General features: G+C 60.6%; 22 protein-coding genes and 1 pseudogene. 11 read left to right on the forward strand and 12 right to left on the reverse strand.

Annotated features, from left to right (window positions below; genetic code table 11):
* Positions 1-291 (reverse strand): annotated as a pseudogene (inhA, locus tag PF66_RS33530) (isonitrile hydratase); the annotation flags it as partial.
* A gap of 106 nt (positions 292-397) precedes the next feature.
* Here inhA and PF66_RS25945 point away from each other — a divergent pair.
* The gene (locus PF66_RS25945; RefSeq protein WP_054064215.1) at positions 398-1381 is read left to right on the forward strand and encodes a GlxA family transcriptional regulator; all 984 of its coding nucleotides are present in this window, start codon (positions 398-400) and stop codon (positions 1379-1381) included.
* A 39-nt stretch (positions 1382-1420) separates the two neighbouring features.
* Here PF66_RS25945 and PF66_RS25950 read toward each other — a convergent pair whose 3' ends face one another.
* Positions 1421-1870 carry a GNAT family N-acetyltransferase gene (locus PF66_RS25950; RefSeq protein WP_054060010.1) on the reverse strand — a complete coding sequence of 150 codons (450 nt, stop codon included), beginning with the start codon at positions 1868-1870 and terminating at the stop codon, positions 1421-1423.
* Between the two features lie 365 nt (positions 1871-2235).
* Between PF66_RS25950 and PF66_RS25955 the strand changes: the two genes are divergently transcribed.
* Together PF66_RS25955 and PF66_RS25960 are read left to right on the forward strand one after the other, a co-directional pair.
* Positions 2236-2943: a response regulator gene (locus tag PF66_RS25955; RefSeq protein WP_054060011.1), complete on the forward strand. Its 708-nt coding sequence runs from the start codon at positions 2236-2238 to the stop codon at positions 2941-2943.
* Positions 2944-4239 (forward strand): ATP-binding protein, encoded by a 1296-nt coding sequence (locus tag PF66_RS25960; RefSeq protein WP_054064216.1) that lies wholly within the window; start codon positions 2944-2946, stop codon positions 4237-4239. It abuts the gene before it with no gap.
* Between the two features lie 36 nt (positions 4240-4275).
* Here PF66_RS25960 and PF66_RS25965 read toward each other — a convergent pair whose 3' ends face one another.
* Positions 4276-6108: a serine hydrolase domain-containing protein gene (locus tag PF66_RS25965; RefSeq protein ID WP_054064217.1), complete on the reverse strand. Its 1833-nt coding sequence runs from the start codon at positions 6106-6108 to the stop codon at positions 4276-4278.
* A gap of 296 nt (positions 6109-6404) precedes the next feature.
* Here PF66_RS25965 and PF66_RS25970 point away from each other — a divergent pair, with 296 nt between their 5' ends.
* Complete coding sequence (locus tag PF66_RS25970; protein WP_081006050.1) at positions 6405-7397, forward strand: response regulator; 993 nt, start codon at positions 6405-6407, stop codon at positions 7395-7397.
* A gap of 3 nt (positions 7398-7400) precedes the next feature.
* Positions 7401-8354 carry a sensor domain-containing diguanylate cyclase gene (locus PF66_RS25975; RefSeq protein ID WP_054060015.1) on the forward strand — a complete coding sequence of 318 codons (954 nt, stop codon included), beginning with the start codon at positions 7401-7403 and terminating at the stop codon, positions 8352-8354.
* Positions 8355-8395: 41 nt separating this feature from the next.
* Here the strand turns inward: PF66_RS25975 and PF66_RS25980 are convergent, their stop codons facing one another.
* From PF66_RS25980 to PF66_RS25990, 3 genes are all read right to left on the reverse strand, one after another.
* Positions 8396-9043 carry a hypothetical protein gene (locus tag PF66_RS25980; protein WP_054060016.1) on the reverse strand — a complete coding sequence of 216 codons (648 nt, stop codon included), beginning with the start codon at positions 9041-9043 and terminating at the stop codon, positions 8396-8398.
* Entirely contained in the window at positions 9040-9798 is a 759-nt protein-coding gene (locus PF66_RS25985) for a hypothetical protein (RefSeq protein ID WP_054064218.1), read from the reverse strand. The genes PF66_RS25980 and PF66_RS25985 overlap by 4 nt, the downstream gene beginning before the upstream one ends.
* A gap of 251 nt (positions 9799-10049) precedes the next feature.
* A complete protein-coding gene (locus PF66_RS25990; protein ID WP_054064219.1) occupies positions 10050-10952 on the reverse strand; it encodes a LysR family transcriptional regulator in 903 nt (300 codons plus the stop codon).
* A gap of 95 nt (positions 10953-11047) precedes the next feature.
* On the opposite strand from PF66_RS25990, the gene PF66_RS25995 reads away from it, so the two are divergent.
* Positions 11048-12220 carry an MFS transporter gene (locus PF66_RS25995; protein ID WP_054064220.1) on the forward strand — a complete coding sequence of 391 codons (1173 nt, stop codon included), beginning with the start codon at positions 11048-11050 and terminating at the stop codon, positions 12218-12220.
* A 42-nt stretch (positions 12221-12262) separates the two neighbouring features.
* A complete protein-coding gene (locus PF66_RS26000; protein WP_152973085.1) occupies positions 12263-13489 on the forward strand; it encodes an MFS transporter in 1227 nt (408 codons plus the stop codon).
* Positions 13490-13498: 9 nt separating this feature from the next.
* Here the strand turns inward: PF66_RS26000 and PF66_RS26005 are convergent, their stop codons facing one another.
* Positions 13499-14056 (reverse strand): NADAR family protein, encoded by a 558-nt coding sequence (locus tag PF66_RS26005; RefSeq protein WP_054056407.1) that lies wholly within the window; start codon positions 14054-14056, stop codon positions 13499-13501.
* Positions 14057-14199: 143 nt separating this feature from the next.
* Between PF66_RS26005 and PF66_RS26010 the strand changes: the two genes are divergently transcribed.
* From PF66_RS26010 to PF66_RS26015, 3 genes are all read left to right on the forward strand, one after another.
* Positions 14200-14715, forward strand: a complete 516-nt coding sequence (locus PF66_RS26010) for a GNAT family N-acetyltransferase (RefSeq protein WP_054064222.1) — start codon at positions 14200-14202, stop codon at positions 14713-14715.
* A 195-nt stretch (positions 14716-14910) separates the two neighbouring features.
* Positions 14911-15306 carry a hypothetical protein gene (locus PF66_RS32865; RefSeq protein ID WP_152973086.1) on the forward strand — a complete coding sequence of 132 codons (396 nt, stop codon included), beginning with the start codon at positions 14911-14913 and terminating at the stop codon, positions 15304-15306.
* 32 nt (positions 15307-15338) lie between these two features.
* Positions 15339-15800: a hypothetical protein gene (locus PF66_RS26015; RefSeq protein ID WP_152973087.1), complete on the forward strand. Its 462-nt coding sequence runs from the start codon at positions 15339-15341 to the stop codon at positions 15798-15800.
* Positions 15801-15827: 27 nt separating this feature from the next.
* On the opposite strand, the gene PF66_RS26020 is transcribed toward PF66_RS26015, so the two are convergent.
* Both PF66_RS26020 and PF66_RS34055 read right to left on the reverse strand, forming a co-directional pair.
* Positions 15828-16373, reverse strand: coding sequence for an RNA 2'-phosphotransferase (locus PF66_RS26020; protein ID WP_054064228.1), 546 nt, complete (start codon positions 16371-16373; stop codon positions 15828-15830).
* Positions 16374-16488: 115 nt separating this feature from the next.
* Complete coding sequence (locus PF66_RS34055) at positions 16489-16854, reverse strand: c-type cytochrome (RefSeq protein ID WP_425357917.1); 366 nt, start codon at positions 16852-16854, stop codon at positions 16489-16491.
* Positions 16855-17206: 352 nt separating this feature from the next.
* Between PF66_RS34055 and PF66_RS26025 the strand changes: the two genes are divergently transcribed.
* Positions 17207-17866, forward strand: a complete 660-nt coding sequence (locus PF66_RS26025) for a hypothetical protein (RefSeq protein ID WP_054064224.1) — start codon at positions 17207-17209, stop codon at positions 17864-17866.
* 140 nt (positions 17867-18006) lie between these two features.
* Here the strand turns inward: PF66_RS26025 and PF66_RS32290 are convergent, their stop codons facing one another.
* From PF66_RS32290 to PF66_RS26035, 3 genes are all read right to left on the reverse strand, one after another.
* Complete coding sequence (locus PF66_RS32290; protein WP_081009913.1) at positions 18007-18933, reverse strand: LysR family transcriptional regulator; 927 nt, start codon at positions 18931-18933, stop codon at positions 18007-18009.
* A gap of 26 nt (positions 18934-18959) precedes the next feature.
* Positions 18960-19991, reverse strand: coding sequence for an L-glyceraldehyde 3-phosphate reductase (gene mgrA / locus PF66_RS26030; protein ID WP_054056404.1), 1032 nt, complete (start codon positions 19989-19991; stop codon positions 18960-18962).
* Positions 19992-20364: 373 nt separating this feature from the next.
* Positions 20365-20988 (reverse strand): trimeric intracellular cation channel family protein, encoded by a 624-nt coding sequence (locus PF66_RS26035; RefSeq protein ID WP_054064225.1) that lies wholly within the window; start codon positions 20986-20988, stop codon positions 20365-20367.
* Positions 20989-21267 lie beyond the last annotated feature (279 nt).

Consider the following 21267-nt stretch of genomic DNA (forward strand, 5'->3'; position numbering starts at 1 on the left):
GACATAGCGTGCCTGCGCCGCCTGTTCCCCGAGGAAGCCCAGGGTTTCGAGATCTTCCATCAATGCTCCGACCCCCGCGCCACCGGGCACGCAGATCACGTCCAGTGGCGGGCAATCGTCGAAGCGGGTGGTCGGGGTCAACACCAGGCCGGTGCTCGACTTCACCGGTTCCAGGTCCTTCCAGATCAGGTGCAGCCTGGCCCCTGGCAACGACGCGAGAACATCATAGGGGCCGGTCAGGTCCAGTTGCTGGACGTTGGGGAACAGCAGGAAACCGATGTGCAGGGTCATGGCGAAGCTCCTTTGAGAAGACGGGGCGGTGTCTGTAGACGGCTTCACTGTAGTTTCGTAGGATCTGGCGAATACGCCATACCACCCACGTTTTACGCCAATCGCCATGAATACGCCCCGCAGCATCGACATACTGGCTTTTCCCAACGTGCAGTTGCTCGATGTCACCGGGCCGCTGCAGGTATTCGCCTCGGCCAACGACCTGGCCCGTTCCCAGGGCCTGCCGCCTCCCTATGCGCCCCGGGTGATCGCCGCCGAGGGCGGGCCGGTGATGAGTTCGGCCGGCCTGGCCATGCTCGCCGAGCCGCTGCCCGCGGCGGGAACCCCCTGTGACAGCCTGATCATTGCCGGTGGCTGGGGCACCTATGCGGCGGCCGAGGACGTGGAACTGGTGGCGTGGGTGCGCCAGCAGGCGGCGTGTGCGCGGCGGGTCGCGTCGGTGTGCACCGGGGCGTTTCTGCTGGCGGCCAGCGGCTGGCTGGATGGCCGGCGGGTGGCGACCCACTGGACCCGCTGCGAGCAACTGGCCGAGCGTTATCCGCAGTTGCAGGTCGAGCCCAATCCGATTTTCATCAATGACGGGCCGGTCTGGACCTCGGCGGGGGTGACCGCCGGCATCGATCTGTCCCTGGCGCTGGTGGAGCAGGACCTTGGCCGGCCGATGGCCCTGGAGGTCGCCCGACACCTGGTGGTGTTTCTCAAGCGTCCGGGCGGGCAATCACAGTTCAGCGCCACGCTGTCGCTGCAAAAGAGCACCAGCCGCTTCGGCGACCTGCATGCGTGGATCGCCGAGCACCTGGCACTGGACCTGTCGATCCCGATCCTGGCCCAGCAGGCCGGGATGAGCGAGCGCAGTTTCGTCCGTCATTATCGCCAGGAAACCGGCCAGACGCCGGCCCGGGCGGTGGAGAATATCCGGGTGGAAAGTGCCCGCCGGCTGCTCAGCGATACCGCCACGCCGATCAAGCGGATTGCCGCCCGTTGCGGATTCGGCAGCGAGGAGACCCTGCGCCGCAGTTTCCTGCGGGCCGTGGGGGTCACGCCGCAGGCCTATCGCGAGCGCTTTTCGGTGCGTGCGCAACCGGCCTGATGACCGCTCCCCCGTGCAGCGGGAGAACGGTCAGGGGCTTCAGGGCTTCGATTGCGGCTCGAGGGCCATGTGGATCAGGGGGAAGGGGCGCCCCTGGCCATCGGTCTGCGAGCGGCCGATATCGCGAAAGCCATAGTGCCGATAGAAACCATGGGCCGCGGGGTTCTGCTCGTTGACGTCGACGCTCAACGGGCCGCCACGCTGGCGCACGAAATCGAGCAGCCGGGTGCCGATACCCTGGCCACGCTGGTCCGGTTCGATGAACAGCATTTCGACCTTGTCACCGTCGATGCCGATAAATCCGGCCGGGCTGCGGTCGGGGTTTTCTTCGACCCAGACTTGCACCGCCGGCAAGTAAAGATCGCGCACTTGTGGATACAGGGCCTGTATATCGGCTTCTTCTAGGAAAGTGTGGGTGGCGCGCACCGAGCGTAACCACAGTTCGCTCAGGGCAAGGTTGTCGCGAGGGACTCTTTGTCGAATAGTCATGGTCATTCAATCGGGGTCGGGAGACGGGGAGTCGGCGCGTGCGCAAGAGCCGGCGACGACGGGTCGAGTTGGCGCCACCGGGCCGGACGCCGCGCGAATCAACGCCTGGGCGACACGACAACAGGGCTTGCCGGATTGAAGGAGGGCGGATTTGAACAATTTTTTCTCGCCGATGCAAGTCTCGCCGAGGCTTTGCAGAGAGGGGCGTTAATTGAATCAGCCGACTAATTGTTAAAAAGTTTGCAGATTGTAAAAGTTTGTATAGCGGTACTTTGGCTGAGCGATTTATTTGTTGCGGAACTGGAATTTATTCACAATGGCGAGCTTATAATGCGCGCACTTTATATATCTACAGATTGTCACTTATGGAAAGTTCGACATTGAGCAAAGTCTTGCTTGTTGAAGACGACCTCAAGCTGGCCGCGTTGGTCGCGCAATTTTTGTCACAGCATGGTTTCGAGGTGCGCACGGTGCATCGCGGCGATGTGGCGTTGGCGGCTTTCCAGGAATGGCGGCCGCGGATCGTCGTGCTTGACCTGATGTTGCCGGGGCAGAGCGGCCTGCAGGTCTGTCGCGATATCCGCGCGATCGCCGATACGCCGATCGTGATCCTGACGGCCCGGGAGGATGACCTCGATCACATCCTCGGCCTGGAGTCGGGGGCCGACGACTATGTGGTCAAGCCGATCAAGCCGCCGGTGCTGCTGGCCCGGCTGCGTGCGCTGCTGCGGCGCCAGGTGCCGGACCCGCTGGCGCGCGGTACGCTGGAGTTCGGCCGCCTGAGCATCGACCGCAGTTGTCGTGAGGTGCGCCTGGCCGACGAGGTGATCGAACTGACCACCATGGAGTTCGAACTGCTCTGGCTGCTGGCCAATGCTGCCGGCGAGACGCTGTCGCGTGATGACATCCTCAACCGCCTGCGCGGGATCGCCTTCGACGGCCTGAACCGCAGTGTCGACGTTTATGTCAGCAAGCTGCGCAGCAAGTTGCATGACAACCCCCGCGAACCGGTGTGCATCAAGACCATCTGGGGCAAGGGCTACCTGTTCAATCCGTTTGGCTGGGAGCTGTAGATGCTGCGCCTGTTCCTGCGTCTTTACTTCCTGTTGGCCCTGGGCTTCGGCGCGGCCATCTACGCGGTCGACTACATGTTCACCGAGTTGCTCGACGGCCCGACCGAGGCGCTCAACCGCGAATCGGTGCGTGGCCAGGCCTATGCACTGGTCAAGGACCTGCGCCCGTTGGATCGGGCCGGCCGGGAGCGGCAACTGCTGGAGTGGAAGCCGCACTATGGTTTGACCCTGAGCCTGGTGGACACCGATACGCTCGATCTCAGCCCGCGGGAGCAGGCGTTGCTGGCGTCCAACCAGTTGGTGGTGCGCGACGAGTTCACCGAGTTCATCTCGCGGATCGACGACGGTTCGCAACTGTTGATGATCAAGCTGCCGCCCGAGCCCAGCCTGACGGTGCCGTACACCATCGCGGCCTACATCCTGCTCGGGCTGATGGTGGGGATCACGCTGTTCTTCTGGGTCCGTCCGCACTGGCGTGACCTGGAGCGGCTGCGCCTGGCCGCGCAGCGCTTCGGCAACAACGATCTGGGCGCCCGGCTGCATCTGCCGCGACGGTCGAACATCTACGAGTTGGCCGAGCACTTCAACCAGATGGCGGCGCGTATCGAGGGCTTGATCGCCAATCAGCGCGAGTTGACCAATGCGGTGTCCCATGAGTTGCGCACGCCTATCGCGCGATTGTCGTTCGAGCTGGACCAGTTGCGCCAGCATGTCGATCCGCAGTTCAGCGGCGAACTGATCGGCGACATGTATGCCGACCTTGGCGAGCTGGAAGACATGGTCTCGGAACTGCTGACCTACGCCAGCCTGGAACACGGCGCGGGGGAGAGCCGGCGGCAGATCATCCAGGCCCAGAGCTGGCTCGACAGCGTGGTGGGCAGCGTGGCCCTGGAGGCGGAGGCCGCGGGTGTGCAGTTGACGATTGCGGCCTGCGAAGTCGAAACCGTTTGCATCGAACCGCGGTTCATGGCCCGGGCGGTGATCAACCTGCTGCGCAATGCGATCCGTTACGCGCAGGGGCGGGTGCAGGTGTCGCTGACGCGCCAGGGCGACGATTACCAGGTGGTGGTCTGTGACGACGGTCCCGGGGTGCCGCCGGAGGGGCGCCTGAAGATCTTCGAACCGTTCCTGCGCCTGGATGCCAGCCGCGACCGTCGCACCGGCGGCTTCGGCCTGGGGCTGGCGCTGGTGCGGCGGGTTTCCCAGTGGCATGGCGGGCATGTCGAGGTCCGCGATTCGCAGTGGGGAGGGGCGTCGTTCCGCATGACCTGGGCCCATGCCGAGGCCGCTTCATAGCACCGCCAGACCTGGGGGCGATCGCCGCCCCCTGGGCTAGAAGACCAGGGTGGGTGGCGCCTTGCTGGCGCGCTTGAAGCGATAGCCCAGGGCCGTGATGCCCAGCACCTGGCGGCTGATGGTGTCACCCAGGCCGAGCCCGCTGCCGGCGACCACCGCGTGGGCATTGTCGACCGGCAGCAGGATGAACTCCGTCAGTTCCTCTTCCTCGATCCGTCCACGAATCAGCAGGAAACCCTCCTCGATGCGGATGCTCACGCCGCTCAGGGCCGTCTGCGGCTCGTCGGAGTTGATCACCTGGTAGTCCCCGACGGTCTTCAGCCAGCCCTTGGGCAGGGGCACCGGGTCGATCCGTTCCCCCAGTGGAATCAACTGCCCATGGCTGCGGGCCAGCAGGATCTGCCGGCCCTGCACCGTGGTCAGGTCCAGTTGCAGCCGGCCCAACTCGCCCAGGTCCACCGGCCAGAAGCCCAGGCGCTTCTGTTCGGCGCGCAGCCAGCCCTGTTCATCACGCAGCAGCTCGAAGCGTTCGCCGCCCAGCTCGGCGTAGAGGCGCTGGTTCTCGTCGCGAATGCGCAGCACGCCGGCATAGGTGGCGTAGAACCCCGCCAGGCGCTGCCGGTCGATGGCACTGGGCACCTGGCGGCGGCTCTCGCCGGCGGCCAGCGGCTCGTCCTCGCACGCCTCGGTGCAGGCGGCCTGCCCGGCGCTGGCCTGGAGCATCATGCGCAGCGAACGGGTGGTCAGCGAGGCGACCAGGTCGGCGCTGGTGTCGGAGTTGGCCATGATGATCACCGCCAACTGTGGGTCCGGCAGCAGGCTGATCTGCGAGACGAAGTCGCCGCTGAAGCCGCTGTGCTGGAAGGTCCGCACCCCCGGGCTGATCATCTCGTCACCGCACGGCGCGAGGAACCAGCCCAGGCCCATCGGGCAATCGAAATCCAGGGCGTTGCCGCGGTTCTGCTGGCGGAACATCTCCCGCACCGACTGCGCCGCCATGATCCGCCGCCCCTTGTAGGTGCCCTCGGCGAAGAGCATCTGCACGTAGTGGCTCAGGTCCTGCGGGCTGGTCCACAGGCCGCCGGCGGACAGGTCGCGAATCGTGCTGTCGGGTTGGGGCGAGCCGTTGCGGTAGCCCTGGGCCCGGAAGGGCAGCAGCTCGCTGTCGCCGATGAAGCTCGACTGGGTCATGCCCAGCGGTTGCAGCAGGGTTTTCTGCAACTGGTTCTCGAAGGTTTCGCCGCTGCTGCGTTCGATGGCGGCGCCGACCAGTGCGTAGCCCAGGTTGGAATAGGCCACCTGCCGGCCCGGTGGATTGCTCAACCACAGGCCGGAAACCCGTTGCGGCAGTTGGTCGAGCGCCGACGGTGTACGCAGGTCGCGCAGGTATTCGCCGGGCAGGCCGGCCTGATGGCTGAGCAGGCGACGCAGGGTGACGGCCTGGTCCGCCTCCTGCTGGCGCTCATGAAAACGCGAGCGGACATGGAACTCCGGGAGGGTGTCCTGCAGCGGTGCGTCCAGCTTCAGCCGCTGCTGCTCGACCAGTTGCAGGGTGGCGCTGGCGGTCAGCAGCTTGGAAAGGGCATCGGCGCGAAACGCCGTGTGGTTGGTGACCCTGACACCGCCGGCCTTGTCGGCATAGCCGAAGCCACGGGCCCAGATCACCTCCTGGCCGGCGACCAGGGCGATCGACAGGCCAGGGACGTTCTGCTCGGCCATCTCCTCGGGAATCCGCTCCTGCAGATAGCGGATGATGCCGCTGTAGTCGCCCTTTTCCAGGGTGGGCGGCGGCACCGGCGGCTGGCCGTTGCACCCCGTGCTGCCCAGCAGGAAGCCGATCAGGAGGAGCGTGCAGAGCGAGCGGAACATGGAGCACCCGGCGAACTGGCGAATGGGCCACCTATCCTAGGCTCGAGTGCCTTGCCGGTCTGTGAGTGGTTTGTCGAAAAAATGTCAAAGAGTGTAATCCGCGTCGTCGGCCCTCTGCCCGGAGCCGGCAGGTGTATCCTTGATCTAGGGCATTCCCTGAGTTGCGTATCGGCGATACCCTGGCGGATTATTCGACGTGGTTCTCAATAATTCCTCGGCGATCAGCGTTTTATGTCAATTTTATGGCATCATGCCACTAATGTTTTCCCTGATGCCAAACACGTGAGCGCCGGTCTGTGTCAGTGATTCCCCTACTTGTGTGTGATGACTCCAGCATGGCGCGCAAGCAGATATTGCGCGCTCTGCCAGCGAACTGGCCGGTCTCGATCACGCAGGCCAGTGACGGACGCCAAGGGTTGGAGGCGATTCGCCAGGGGTTGGGGCAGGTGGTGCTGCTCGACCTGACCATGCCGGAAATGGACGGCTACCAGGTACTGGCGGCTATCCGTGCCGAAGGGCTCCAGGCCCAGGTCATCGTGATCTCCGGCGACGTCCAGGAAGAGGCGGTGCGCCGCGTCCGCGCCCTGGGTGCGCTGGCGTTCCTGAAAAAACCGTTCGACCAGCAGGAGTTGCAGCGCATCCTGGGCGAACTGGGCCTGCTCGATGCACCGGACGAGGCACCGTTGCGCCCGACCTCGGACGCGCAGATCAGCTTTCGCGATGCCTTCCGCGAGACGGTCAACGTCGCCATTGGCCGCGCGGCCGCGCTGATTGCCAAGGTGCTCGGGGTGTTCGTGCAGTTGCCGGTGCCGAACGTCAACATCCTCGAAGTCGGCGAGCTGCACATGGCCCTGGCGGATGCCGGCAGTTGCCAGCGGCTCACCGCCATCTGCCAGGGCTTTATCGGTGGCGGTATCGCCGGTGAGGCGCTGCTGATGTTCCATGATTCGGAAATCGCCGACATGGCCCAGTTGATGAAGCGCCAGGGTCCGGAGTATTCGGACCTGGAAATGCTCCTGGACCTGTCCAGCGTGCTGATCGGCGCCTGCCTGAGCAGCATCGCCGAGCAGATCGACGTGGTGTTCTCCCAGGGCCACCCGCAGATTCTCGGGCAGCACGCGGCCATCGAGGACCTGATCCGGATCAACAGCCAGCGCTGGAAGAAGACCCTGGCGGTGGAGATCAGCTACAGCCTGGAAGGTCACGATATCCACTTCGACCTGCTGTTGCTGTTCACCGAGGACTCGATCGAGCGCCTGACCCATAAACTCGCCTACCTGATGAGCTGAGCCATGAGCGACCACATCGATCTGAACGAGTTTCACTGGTTGCTGGCGATCGTCCAGAGCATCGATGTGGGCGTGGTGGTGCTCGACCGCGACTACCGCGTGCAGGTGTGGAACACCTTCATGGAGAACCGCTCCGGGGTGCAGCCGGGCGAGGCGCACAACCGCTCGTTCTTCGAGCTGTTTCCCGAGGTCGACCGCGAGTGGTTCAGTCGCAAGGTGGAAAGTGTCGCGACCCTCGGCACGCCGGGCTTCACCATCTGGGAGCAGCGCCCCTACCTGGTACGGTTCAAGAACTACCAGCCGATCACCGGCCAGGAAGATTTCATGTACCAGAACACCACCTTGCTGGCGCTGCGCTCGACCGACAGTGCGATCCACCATATCTGCCTGGTGATCTACGACGTGACCGACGTGGCCACCAACCGCAACCAGTTGCAGGCGGTCAACGCGCAACTGCAGAAGCTCTCCAGCACCGACCGGCTGACCGGGCTGTACAACCGCGGGCATTGGGAGGAGAGCCTGAAGGTGGCCTATGCGCGCAACCAGCGCCATGGCAACCCGACCAGCCTGGTGATGTTCGACATCGACCACTTCAAGCGGGTCAACGACACCTACGGGCACCAGGCGGGCGACAAGGTGATCGAGCGGGTGGCCGAGGTGGTGCGCGAGCATGTGCGCGACAGCGACGTGGCCGGGCGTTATGGCGGCGAGGAGTTCGGTGTGGTGCTCTCGGACACCGACAAGGCCAGTGCACGGTTCTTTGCCGAGCGCCTGCGCAAGGCGATCGAGGCGCAGCAAGTGGTGCACGAGGGCGTGACCATCCGCTTCACCATCAGCCTGGGCGTGGCCGACCTCAGCCGCCCCTCGGTCACCCACGCCGACCTGATCGCCTGGGCGGACCAGGCGTTGTATCAGTCGAAGAAGGCGGGGCGTAATTGTGTGACGGTGTACGAGTAGGGCGCGTGCCTTCCTCAAGGCCGGGTATGAGGCGAGGGGCGTTACGACTCAGCCAGTATGCGGTAGTACCCCGTGTTGTCATTCACCGATTCATAACGCACCGCTGCTGTCCCTGACAGTGCGTCCGCCGGTGCTTTGCCGAGCAGCAGAGCTTTCATCGGCCTGATGATGTGGGTCTGTACGTCTGCCGGACTGTTGATGTCTGTCAGGCGCAGGCTGTAGCACCATTCGGTCTCGGAGGCCGAGTAGGTCCACTTGAACAAACGCTGTTCCTCAAGTGTGAGGCAGGGGCTGGCTACGAGTGGGAAGCCCATATGGTACTCGTCAAAGTCAATGGGTTCATGCCACCAGCCAACGTGCAGCAAGGGGCCTTGTGGATCTTTGGCATCGGTGCCATGTCCGGCCAGGCTGATCTGGACGAACAGATAGCCGCCAATTTTTTGCTTGGGCCTGATGATCAAGGGGAGTGAAGAGCCCATCTCCAGGCAGACCCAGCCATGTGCGTCATTGATGGATTTGTCGATCCATTTGCCCGCCACCCGGTAGCGTTTCTCGATTTCCGCGGTCAACAGCAGCCGACTGAACTCTTCCCGGATCAGTTTGGCCAGGTGATCGCATTCGGCGCCGACCCTGGACACGAAGTGGAAGCTGTCCCTGATCGACTTGCCAATATCGGCTGAGGTGTTCACGGTGTGGTACTCCAGATAAAGGCGGGCGAATCCGCCTCGGGAAAGGTGGGTGGCGCCACCAGCTTTGTGAAGCCGTTCATGGGGCTGTAGAAAATGACCGGATCATCGACGGTTCGGGGTGGGGTAAGGTGCCTGAAACCCCGGAAACGATTGATCCCCAGTTTTACCAGGAAAGACCTGACCTGTTTTTTCCATTTCTGCAGGCCAGGGACATCGGGGTCGCGCAGGTGCCTGAGCACCTCCAGGACATCGGCCCAGGTGCGCAGCAACAGGCGACCGTCCCAGATATCGCCTTCGGCCAGCGCATTGAGGCCGGCGCTGATTTCCGGGGCAATGAACAGGTGCCAGGCATCTTCGCGCTCCCCCGGTGTGAGGAACTCATCCCACTGGCGATGCAACTGATCGCTGCCGCTCAGGGCGGCGTTCCACTTGAATTCGATCAGCAGCAGGCGCCGTGTTCCGCCGGGCCAGTGCAGCTCGACCAGAAGGTCCGGTTCTATTGCCCGCCGTGGCCAGAAGTGCATTTCGACGTTCTGGGCGGGGCCCTCGGGAAATCCATGGGCGGTGCTCCGGCCATCCTGCTCGACCATGGCCCGCCAGAACCGGCTGGTGGTGGCAGCGGGCAGGTAATCCAGCGGCCCCATGATCAATGCGGTGATCTCGTCCTCTTCGCACACCCGGGCTTCATCAGCTTCCCGGTGACCGAGATAGCGTCTGTAAAGGTGCGACTTTCCGCGGCTGAAGGCCTGTAGCATGTCGTGGGCTTCCTGACTCTAAGTAGCATCGTGCTGGCGGCAATGTCTTCCCACTGTGAAACTGAAACCGAAGACGCCAACTCCTTGTTAGCCGGGGCATTCTTACGAGGGGGAGAATCTGGAGGATGATAGCTAAGCGCTATTATCGCGTAACGGTGCGTCAGGTAAAGACCTATGAATCCCCGCGCCACGACCGTCAATGCGAATACGGTTTCGCTCCGTAGCGTTAATACTTTCCTGCGCGCCGTGCGCTACTTGCCTACCGGCCTCAACTCGTCGATGACACCCATGAATGCTTCCACCAGCAGGCCGCGCTCCTGGGTGCGGGTCAGTACCAGCAGTGGGGCGCAGGCCTGGGGATCGGACAGCGGCCGGTAGGTCACGCCCTTTTTCGCCAGGGCCTGGGCACAGGCGGGCACCAGGGCCACACCCCGGCCGGCGGCGACCAGGGCGATGATCGAGGTGATCTGACGCCCGGCCGGGCCGCGTTGCAATGGTACGCCGTGTCGCTGGTAGAGCTGCTCGATGGTTTCGTTGAGCCCCGACCCGTAGTCGGCCGGAAACAGAATGAGCGGGTGGGCGCCCAGTTGTTCCAGCGTCACCGTGTTCATGCTTGCCAGCGGGTTGTCGCTGGGCAGGGCGGCCACCAGCGGTTCATCGCCCAGGGACAATGACTGTACCGCGCGCTGCCCGGCGGGCAGGGCCTTGCGGCTCATGCCGATGTCCAGGCGCCCATCGACGATCTGCGACCAGTGGGCGCCGGAAGGCTCTTCCACCAGGGCCAGTTGCACCTCTGGAAAACGCTGGGCAAACACCTGGATCGCCTGGCTGAAGAGGTCCGAGAGAGCGATGGAGCTGGCGTAGCCGATGCTCAACTGGCCGGCCAGGCCCTTGGCCAGCTTGCCGGCGATCACTTCGGCCAGGTCGACCTGCTCCAGCGCGGCACGGGCATAGGGCAGGAAATGCCGGCCCTGGGCGGTGAGGGTCACCGAGCGGCTGGTGCGGTCGAACAGGCGAAAGCCCAGCTCGGCTTCCAGCGCCGAGATCTGCCGGGTCAGCGGTGGCTGGGCCAGGTGCAGGCGTTGCGCCGCGCGGCCGAAGTGCAGCTCCTGGGCCACGGTCAGAAAGTAACGCAATCGGCGGAGGTCGAGCATCCTGATCCTTGGGTATTGATCGGTCCGAATTCGGTATTGGTCTTGGACGATGCGCCTATCTTATAAAGTCCTCACGCCAGAAAACGAGAGGCTCCATGCATTCCCGTCCATTGTCCGCCCGTGTCGCGCTGTTTCTCTGCGGCTGCGTGGCCTTTCTCAACCTCTATGCCACCCAGAGCATCCTGTCGGTGTTGGCCGTGGATTTTCAGGTGAGCGCGCGGCAGGCCGGCTGGAGCATCACGGTGACCACCCTGGCGGTGGCGCTCACCGCGCCCTTCGTCAGCCGGTTGACCGCCCGCTTCGAGCGGCGCACGGTGATCGTCGCGGCAGCGCTGCTCTCCAGCGTGCCGGCCTGGCTGGCCGCCCATGCCGGCAGCTTTGCCGAATTGCTGGCCTGGCGGTTCGCCGAGGGCATGCTGATTCCGCTGGTGTTCGCCAGCAGCGTGGCCTACATCGGCGAGCGCTGGAGCGGTGGCAGCGTGACCGAGGTCACCAGCCTGTACGTTGCCGGGACGGTGCTGGGCGGGTTTGCCGGGCGCTTCGTCAGCGGGGTGATAAGCGAGTACATCGGTTGGCGTGAAGGCTTCGAGCTGCTGGCGGCGATCAGCCTGCTGGTGGCGGTGGCGATCCATTATCTGTTGCCGGCCCAGCTGCGGCCGGCGGTGCGCCAGGCTGTGGATGGCCTGCCGGCCCGGCGCGAGTTGCGCAGTCGGCCGCTGCTGGCGGCCTATGGCGTGGGTTTCTGCGTGCTGTTCTCCCAGGTGGCGACCTTCACCTATGCCGGCCTGTATCTGGGCCAGGCACCGTTCGAACTGGGCAGCGCGGCGTTGGGCACGCTCTACATGGTGTTCCTGCTGGCGCTGGTGGTGATCCCGCTGGCGGGGCGCCTGAGCCGATCCCGGCCGCAGTCCGAGCTGCTGCTGGGGGCGGCGCTGCTCGAGATCGCGGGTTCGCTGCTGACCTTGTTGCCGTCGTTGTGGCTGATCGTGCTGGGCCTGGCCCTGAGCTCCACGGGTGTGTTCCTGGCGCAGGCCGCCGCCAATGCCTTCATCACGGCCACTGCCCGCCACAACAAGGCCGGCGCGGTCGGCTGGTACCTGAGCGGTTATTACCTGGGCGGCAGTGGCGGCGCCGTCGTGCCGGCGCTGATCTGGAGCCAGTGGGGCTGGCCGGGCTGCGTGGCGCTGGTCATTGCCTTCCAACTGCTGTCGCTGCTGCTTGCCCTGGTCGGCTGGCGCCCACCCAGGGCTTGTCCAAGCCACGCCTGATGTTTTCAACCCTGCTGCCTGGCGTTCCCAATAATGAAAACCATGAACGAAGACGCTGTCCTCAACGAACCCCCAAGCGCTGCGACCTCGGTGCGCCGCCGCTCGCTGCTGGCGGCTTGCGGCGCCCATGCAGTGCACGATGGCCTGACGGATGTGATCTATGTCCTGCTGCCGATCTGGCAAGTGCAGTTCGGCTTGAGCTACGCCCAGGTCGGTTTGCTGCGCGGCGCCTATTCCGGGGTGATGGCCGGCTTGCAGTTGCTGGCGAGCCGGGCTGCGTTGCGCTGGGGACGCGAGCGCCTGCTGATCGGCGGGACGGCGCTGGCGGGAGTGGCCTATCTGCTGGCCGGGCAGGCCGGTGGGCTGATGGTACTGTTGCTGGCGCTGATGTTGGGCGGGCTGGGCGCCAGTACCCAGCACCCCTTGGCGTCCTCGATGGTCACCGACAGCCATGAGGCCGGAGGGGGCGTGAAGGAGGCGCTGTCGCAATACAACTTCGCCGGCGACATCGGCAAGATGCTGATCCCGGCGCTGGTCGGTCTGCTGCTGACACTGATCAGCTGGCGTGCCAGTGTCAGCCTGGTCGGGCTGCTGGGCCTGGCGGCTGCTGCGCTGCTGTGGTGGCTGATTCCGAGGCGGGAGCACCGCGCAGTTGCTCAGGAGAAACAGGCCAAGGCCGGTGTCGGTAGCGGCTCCGTCAGCGGGTTGCGGGCGCTGCTGGCGACCGGCGTGCTGGACAGTGCGGTGCGCATGGGGTTTCTCACTTTCCTGCCGTTCCTGCTGACCAGCAAGGGGGCCGGGACGGCGGGCATCGGCGTGGCGTTGGCGCTGCTGTTCGTCGGCGGTGCCTTCGGCAAGCTGCTCTGCGGTTACCTGGGGGCGCGCATCGGCATGGTGAGGACGGTCTGGCTGATGGAGTCGGCCACGGCACTTCTGATCATCCTGGCGGTGTACCTGCCGTTGGCCGGCCTGATGCTGATGTTGCCGCTGCTGGGGCTGGCCCTGAACGGCACCTCCTCGGTGCTGTATGGCGCGGTGCCGGATGTCTCGCCAGCGGGGCGTCGCGAGCAGGCGTTCGCCCTGTTCTACACCGGTACGATCGGCGGGGGGGCGCTGGCGCCGATGCTGTCTGGACGACTGGGCGATCTCACCGGCATACCGGTGGCGGTGATCACCCTGGCGGCGATCCTGCTGCTGACGTTGCCGCTGGTGTGGGTCGTGCAGCGGGGGCTGGAGCGTTCGGCCCTGGCGGCGGGCAGCCAGGGCTGAGCGATAGGGCTATTGCGCCGGGTTCAGTCCGTCGCGGACCTGCATCAGTGCAAAGCCCAGCAGGTTCAGGCCTTGCCAGGTGTTGGGGTCGTTCACCCGTGCGTCGTCCTGGGCCAGGCCGATGCCCCAGATGCTGTCGACCGGGCTGGCCTCGACGAGGATGCGCGAGCCGGTGCCGCGCAGGAAATCGCCCAGCGCCGGGTTCTGGGAGAACTTGGCCTGGTTGGCTTTCACGACAATCCCATAGCGATGCTGCAGCCATTTCTGATCATCGAAGCCGCGCACCTTGCGACCCAGGGCCTTGGCCGCGCCGGGTGTCGGGGCGTGCAGCACCTGGGTGCGAATGTCCTGGTCATCGAACAGTGCGGCCTTCTCGGCCATCATGAAATGCTCGGCGGTGAGGTAGCGTTGCCCGTCGACGGTAAATTCGGCGTTATACCACTGGCTGAAGCAACTGGCGGTGAGGGTGTCCTTGCTGCGCTGGTGGCCCCAGAAGAACACGTACTTCAGGGTTTCGCCGGCGTTGAAGCGAGCGCGCAGGGCGTCCAGGTGAATGGAGTCGGGCAAGTGGGCCTCCTTGGCGGCAGACAGTTTGAGGGGCTGAGGTTACCACGATGGGCCGAGGTTGATTGCAGGGGCGGGTGGGTAGGGGGTCAAGTCGGGTGGGGTTTTGTTATGGTGAGCGTTTTATTCGCGAGCCCGAGATCCCGATGCCTGCCATTCGCCCCGCACGTCCTGACGATATTCCCGCCCTGGCGGCGGTCGAGCGTTCTGCCGCGTCCATTTTTCGCGAGGTCGGACTGGGCTGGGTGGCCGAGGGCGAGCCGTTGCCGGCGGATTATCTGGAGCAGCTGTGTCGTCACCGTACCTTGTGGGTGGCAACCGATGCCGACGATCAGCCGGTGGGCTTTCTGGCAGCGGAAACCATGGATCGCTCGTTTTTCATCGTCGAGCTGTCGGTGCATGCTGTGCATCAGAAACTGGGGTTGGGTACCGCTCTGATGGCCGCGGCGATCGCCCATGCGCGGGCCGAACTGTTCGCAACGGTGAGCCTGACCACCTACCGGCATTTGCGCTGGAACGCGCCGTTCTATGCGCGGCTGGGGTTTGTCGAGGTCGAGGCGGCGAGTCTGGGCGAGGAACATGTGGCGCAGTTGCAGCATGAGGTGGACTTAGGCCATGACGCGGGGTTGCGGTGTGCGATGGTGTTGCGGTTGAAGGGGTAGGTGGTACTGTCTGTGCTCGGATCTGGATTCAGAGAGAAAAAGGGAAGGCCTATGTTTCCTAGGCTGAAGGGTAATTCGATTGTGCTCTTAGATAAATTTTACTTTTTCATTTTTTTGATCGGAGTGTTTGCTTGGAATGGATGAGCTCCCGATTCTATCGCTAAGGCTGGGGGTGGATCTTTGGAATTCTCAAGTTTGAGAATTGATAAGATCGAAGGTGTCTTTGACTTCAATGTTGCTTGTGTCTTTGCTGGAAAATTTTCTGGATATTTGCCAGGGAATTTCTGGAACAGACTCTATCGTAAAGATATAGAACGGTTGATTTTTTATTTTGAGAATCATATGCAGACCCTGGCTTCGCGTTCGGCAATAAGCTCGGCAGGCTATATGCCGTTGGAGTGTGGCATGCAGATCGAATGCCTTGAGGGGGAAGCGATCGATTGGTCGGATGGGCATTTCTCAATGCGTGTGTTGTTCAATTGCGGTAGTCCTGATGGTGAATCTTCCAATGTTAGCTTCGGGTTTGAGACGATTGTTGATTTTGTCGACTTGAATCGGTTTTGTGATGAGCTGAGACGTTTTGTTGCATAGAATTAGGCTACATGGCTGTTTGGGAGTGTGCGATGGAAATGGATGATGGGTTTCTGTCATTTCATGATCTGGATTGGTTCGCTTGTCTTGAGGATGGGAATGTTGCCCATTTTGCTACAGGCGGGCAGGGCGCTGTGCCGTTGAAGGTGAGGTCATCGATATCCGGTTATGAAACTGTTTATGAGTATTTTAACTCGCTCCCTCATAAGTTTGATGCCGAGGTGATTGGGATGAGATCTCCGCTGTTTGCTGATGAAAGTCAGCGGAAATATTTTTTCAGCTCTTTTGTTTCTATGGCGGGGAAGGGGCTGTTCAGTTTTGATGTTGACTTGGATGGTGATGTAGGTGATGGCCGTGATTATGTACTGATGGCGCGGCCCGACGTCGGTATTCAGTGTTCTGATTTGCCGGATCACATAAGAGAAGTGATCTGCCTTTTACCTGTTGGGGTTTCTCAGTGTATCAGCAAAGAGGCCGTTTTAAAGGGAAAATAAAGCACAGAAATTGGTAGCAGGGAATGCTTACTGTCTTATGAATGAGTTAGGGACATGCTCTGTCAACCAGACGCCATTGTCGGCCTGGAAGAACTTGAAGCCCTGCTGATGCATTTTCAGCGCATCGATTTCCAGTACCACAGGCTTGCCGTATCGCTGTCCGACCGCGACGGCGGTGTTCACTTCCTGGGAGAGGTGCACATGATGGCGAGAGCCCGGGATCAATCCCTTCTGTTGGATCGACTCCAGGAAGCGGGTGGCTGTGCCGTGGTACAGGACCTCGGGCGGCACTTTCTCGATGTGCTGGATGCTGACCGTTTCGGTGGAGTGCCCCTGCACGGCACGAATGCAACGTGTGTCCTCAGAGAGGGCGAAGCGTTTCTTGTCGTTGCTGCTGACTACCGCCTGGATCAGTTCGCGGTCCAGAGTGCGGCCTGACTGAGCAGCGCCAGTGATCAGGGCGTCGATATCCGCCCAGCCTTCGCTGTCCAGTTGAAGGCCGATGGACTGGGGCTCGTGTCGTAGAACGTAGCTGAGGAACTTGCTGGTTTCGGTGAGTTTTTTAGTGTTCATCTTTTCCTTTTTGATTTTTTCCAAGTGAAGCGTGTTTCTTCATTTTTAAAATTATCACATCGAGCACTGGCGGGCACAGGTCGGCGTTTTCCTCGCCATGTGCTGAAGCAGAAAACTACTGCAAAGGGCCGCTTGACCGCTTTGCGAGGTCAGGGGTCAGTTCAATACCTCCGCTTGGCTTCCCGGCGGACCAGAGCAAATAGGAAGTCACATCGACGTAGTCTTTTGAGCTTAATCCGCCCGGATTGTTTGCAGGCATCTTTGAGGAGATGAATGTATAAAGTTCACCAATACTTTTCATGCGCAGAGACGCTTGAGCGTAAGGGGCCGCCGGATTGCTGCCATGGCATTGAGAGCAGATGCCTGAGAAAACCTCACGGCCATGATTAACCTGATCTTTCGTAAAAGAGTCGATTGGAGCGGCGTGTATCCCCGAAGATAGAAGCCACACCATAGCTGCGCCAGCCACCCGAAGCGTCATTGTTCTCACCCTCTGGGAATATTTATGTATTACTAGTCTGGATTGCTATTTCCGGGTGACGTTTTGATATGCACCCGTTGCGTTAAAAGTAATGCGCAGCCTATTGAATGTACAGGTCTGGTCGATGATCTTTTATCAGTGCCGTAGTGAAGGAAATTCAACAGTCTTTTGGTGTTGATGGTGTCGAGCAAATGCTACATTGACTAACGTCTGAAACGCGCAAATAACGTAGCTTGTAGAGTGCGATTAATGAGCGTGCGGTAAATGAGGCGTATTCGAAAGTCATCTAGCTAACCGTGAGGGTCGTGTCGTGATATTACCAGGCAAGGGTAAACGTGTCCTGTTGTCAAACATGTTGGGATTGGTCGCATTGTTTTCGGTCGCGCTTGTAGACGCAGCGGATTCGAACAGTGTCAGTCCGCCCGATCACTACTCTAAAAAATACACCAATGCCCAGTTTTACAAGGACGGCATTTTTCAGAAGGATGTTGCGAAAAAAGCGGTTGAAGATATGCTCGATTTCTACAAGGAAGACTACACGTCTCTGATGGATAGTAAAATATGGGTCAGTGACTTTGGTCTTGGCGACTTTGAACATGTTGGGCTTTCAAGTGTTACATGGTTCAATAGTCAGAAAAGTGCTTATTTTGCCATGACCATGTACCTGCTTCCAGGCCAAATGATACCTGAGCATATCCACAGGCCAATTTCGACCCCGCCGGCAAAACCCGCTAAAGACGAGGCTTGGCGAGTTTTTCATGGTTTTGTCTACAACTTTTCAGAAGTGGGCTCTGTAACGAAAGATACGCCTCCAATTCCTTCTTCTTTTGGTCCCGTCCATAGTGGGAACATGACTATTCTGAAGAAGGGAGAGATCTCAAGTTTGAAGAAAATTGAAACCTGGCATTTTATGATGGCGGGGCCGGAGGGTGCGGTGGTTGATGAGTATGGTAGCAACCATGACAGAAGAGGCTGGTTTTCCTCAAACCCCAAGGTGCATCCAACTGACTGAAAGCAAAGGATAGGCTTGTCCTCTAGTCTCTGTGTTGTCATAGCACAGAGAAGTAGAGGACCTGGGCTCTGTATGAAAAACCTTGATACGCGGTCATTTGTCGTTGAAACGTAGCGTTTAGCATTTACGGCTTTAGCGACTCAACTATGTACGGCGATCGCCGGTAGTAAAAATTGTGCTCGCATCATGTTTATCAGCTGTCTTAGTCCTGCAGGCATCTGTTTTCTGCTGGGATAATAAATACACAGTGGCGGCCCGTCCGACGACCATTCAGGTAAAACAATTTCCAGCTCCTGACGTGTGATGTGCTGCCGTACCACTTCCTCCAGGACATAAGCAAATCCGACTCCATCCACAGCGGCATTGATGCGAGCCCCCGTTTCATTCAGACAGATTCGTCCTTTCACCTCCAGCGACAACATTCGTTCATCGTTGCCCAGCTCCCATTGAAAAAGGGTGCCGTCACCCAAGCGGGTTAAAATACATGGAAAGTTTAGGAGTTGCTGGGGGGTGGAGGGGCGTCCATGACGTTTTAAGAAAGTGGGTGATGCCACCACTACCCATTTCAATACAGGGGTGAGGGGGACTGCGATCATGTCCTTGGGCACTCGCTCGCCGTAACGAATTCCCGCATCATATCCCTCTGCCACTATGTCAACGAATCTATCTTCCACGCTGACCTCTAAATCGATCTGCGGAAATTCGGAAGTGAATTTAGCCAGGACAGGTCTCGCCAATAGCAATGATGCATCTTGTGGCATATTGATTCTAAGCTTGCCTATCGGGAAATTACGAAGATGTTCAAGATCCCCGAGTGCTTGATCGATGGTGGAGAAACCAATTTCCAGTCGCGCCGAAAGCGCTGTTCCTGCGGGGGTGGCTACAAGCGTGCGGGTGGTGCGGTTGAGCAACCGCACCCCTAGTCTATCCTCCAGCTTACGTATAGTGTGGCTGAGTGCCGAAGTTGTCACACCGAGTTCAAGGGCAGCCTTTCTAAAGCTTCCGCACCGCATGATAGTGACGAAAACACGAAGATCTGCGAGCTCAGATCTAACACTCTTGGGCATACTGAAGATTCCGATGAGGTATAGTTCTAGATTGAAGCGGATTCACGCCACAAGTCAACCCCGCCCTCCGTTGCAAACAGATCAATATTGGCCAGTTCTTCAGCAGAGAATTCCAGATTCTGAAGAGCACCGAGTGAATTATTTAACTGTTCGACAGTCCGTGCACCGATGAGTGCTGAGGTAATCCGTGGATCACGTAACACCCAGGCGATCGCCATCTGTGCGAGTGTTTGATTGCGCTCTTTCGCAATTGCATTCAGCGCACGGATCCGATCCAGGTTGGCGTCGCTCAGCATCTGATTATTGAACGACCCATTACGCGTAATCCTTGCTTGCGAAGGAATCCCCTGAAGGTACTTGTCGGTGAGCAAACCTTGAGCCAATGGCGAGAAAGCGATGCAGCCACTTCCGATCTCGGTCAGTGTATCCAGTAGCCCATCTTCGACCCAGCGGTTGAACATCGAATAGTTGGGCTGGTGTATGAAAAGTGGTACTCGTTCCTCAGCCAAGATGGCGGCGGCCCGGCGAGTCAGTTCGGGAGAGTAACTGGAGATACCCACGTACAATGCTTTTCCCTGCCGATGAAGGTGCGCCAGCGCTGACATTGTCTCTTCCAGCGGTGTCGTCGGGTCGACACGATGCGAATAAAATACATCCACGTAATCCAGGCCCATACGGCGCAGGGACTGGTCGAGACTCGCAATCAGATATTTTCGGCTTCCGCCGATCCCACCATATGGCCCCGGCCACATATCCCATCCCGCTTTCGTCGAAATGAACATTTCGTCGCGATAGGCTTTAAAATCACATGCCATTACCCGCCCGAAGTTCTCTTCCGCCGAGCCTGGTGGAGGGCCATAGTTATTCGCCAAATCAAAGTGATTGATCCCGCTGTCGAAGGCTCGTCGTAAAATTGCCCGGCCCGTTTCAAAAACATCGGTTCCTCCGAAGTTTTGCCACAGGCCCAGAGAAATAGCGGGCAAATCGATCCCGCTGTTGCCGCAACGGCGAAGGGGCATCTTGTGATCGTAGCGATCAGCTGAAGGAAGATAATTCATGGTTCGTTCTCTGTCTGATTATGATTGAACAATTCACTACATCTGTATAGGTAGACGTCACGTCGCACCATTCGCACCGAGTATCTGTCCACTAGAAAAGCCAAGTTCGGCTGACCCGAGTGATACGTAGATTCCCCCCAGCTCGACCGGTTGTGCTGGTCAGCCCATTGGGTCTCTGCGCCCAAGTGCATTACGGTCTGCGGCGGTTGTCCGCCGCTCGACTGCAAAGGGGCATGTTGCGCCTGGTGCAACCGCATTGATTGATTGGAATATCGTCGGCACCAAAGGTACCAAGGTGCCGATGCTGTGGGGCATCGCTGAATTCAACGGATCATTGAGTAGAAATCAACTTTCCCTACTCTGTGCTTCTGTTTCAAACCGTGATCTTCGGCAACTGCCAGCCCCAGTTCACCGAAGCCAGGCGCAATGCGATGCAGGCCGTTGCGGCCAGCAGGGCGGCGGTCACCGGCGGTACACCCAGGCGCCGGGCGATGATCAGCGCGGCGGCACCGGTGAAGGCAGAGCTGGCATACAGGTCGGCCTGCAGCACCATCGGAATGCGCGCCAGCACGATATCGCGAATGACCCCGCCACCGACGCCGGTGATGGTGCCCATCAGCATCGAGACGAAGGGCGAGATGCCGAAGTTCAGTGCCTTCTGTGCACCGGCGATGGCGAACAGGGCCAGGCCTGCGGTATCCAGCAGGGTCAGCAGCGACTCCGACAGGCTGAACACCTGGGTATGAAAGACAAAGGCCAGCAGCCCCATGGCAAACGCCAGGGCCGGATAGCGCCAGTCGCGTATCGCGTTGGGGGGCGTGGCGCCGATCAGCAGGTCGCGGGTGACGCCGCCACCCAGGGCCACGATGAAGGCAATCACCATCACCCCCAGCAGATCCAGGCCCGCGCGCATGGCACTGATCGCACCTTCAACGGCGAACACCGCGGTACCGGCCAGGTCCGCAAGCAGCACCACCTGTTCGACTCGGGTTTTCATCAGCGGGTCCCTCTCTGGCCTGGGCGGGATACCACAACATTAGACGGTGAGTGGAGAGCCGTGAGGTGAGGTGGGGCGGGGAGGCGATTTTGCTGATATCCGTTCTCTCCCGCGTAGCAGAGAGATCGTTGACGTCAAGATAGTGGCAAATTAATATTGTGACATCATATTAATATCATTCGTGCAGAAAACGGGCTGCCTGTCTCCTTGTAGAGAGATCAGGCGGCCCGTTTTTTGTGTGGAACGCCGAGATTTTTGACATGGACGTTCGCCAGTTCG

Source organism: Pseudomonas asplenii, assembly GCF_001293465.1.
GTDB classification, from domain to species: domain Bacteria; phylum Pseudomonadota; class Gammaproteobacteria; order Pseudomonadales; family Pseudomonadaceae; genus Aquipseudomonas; species Aquipseudomonas fuscovaginae_B.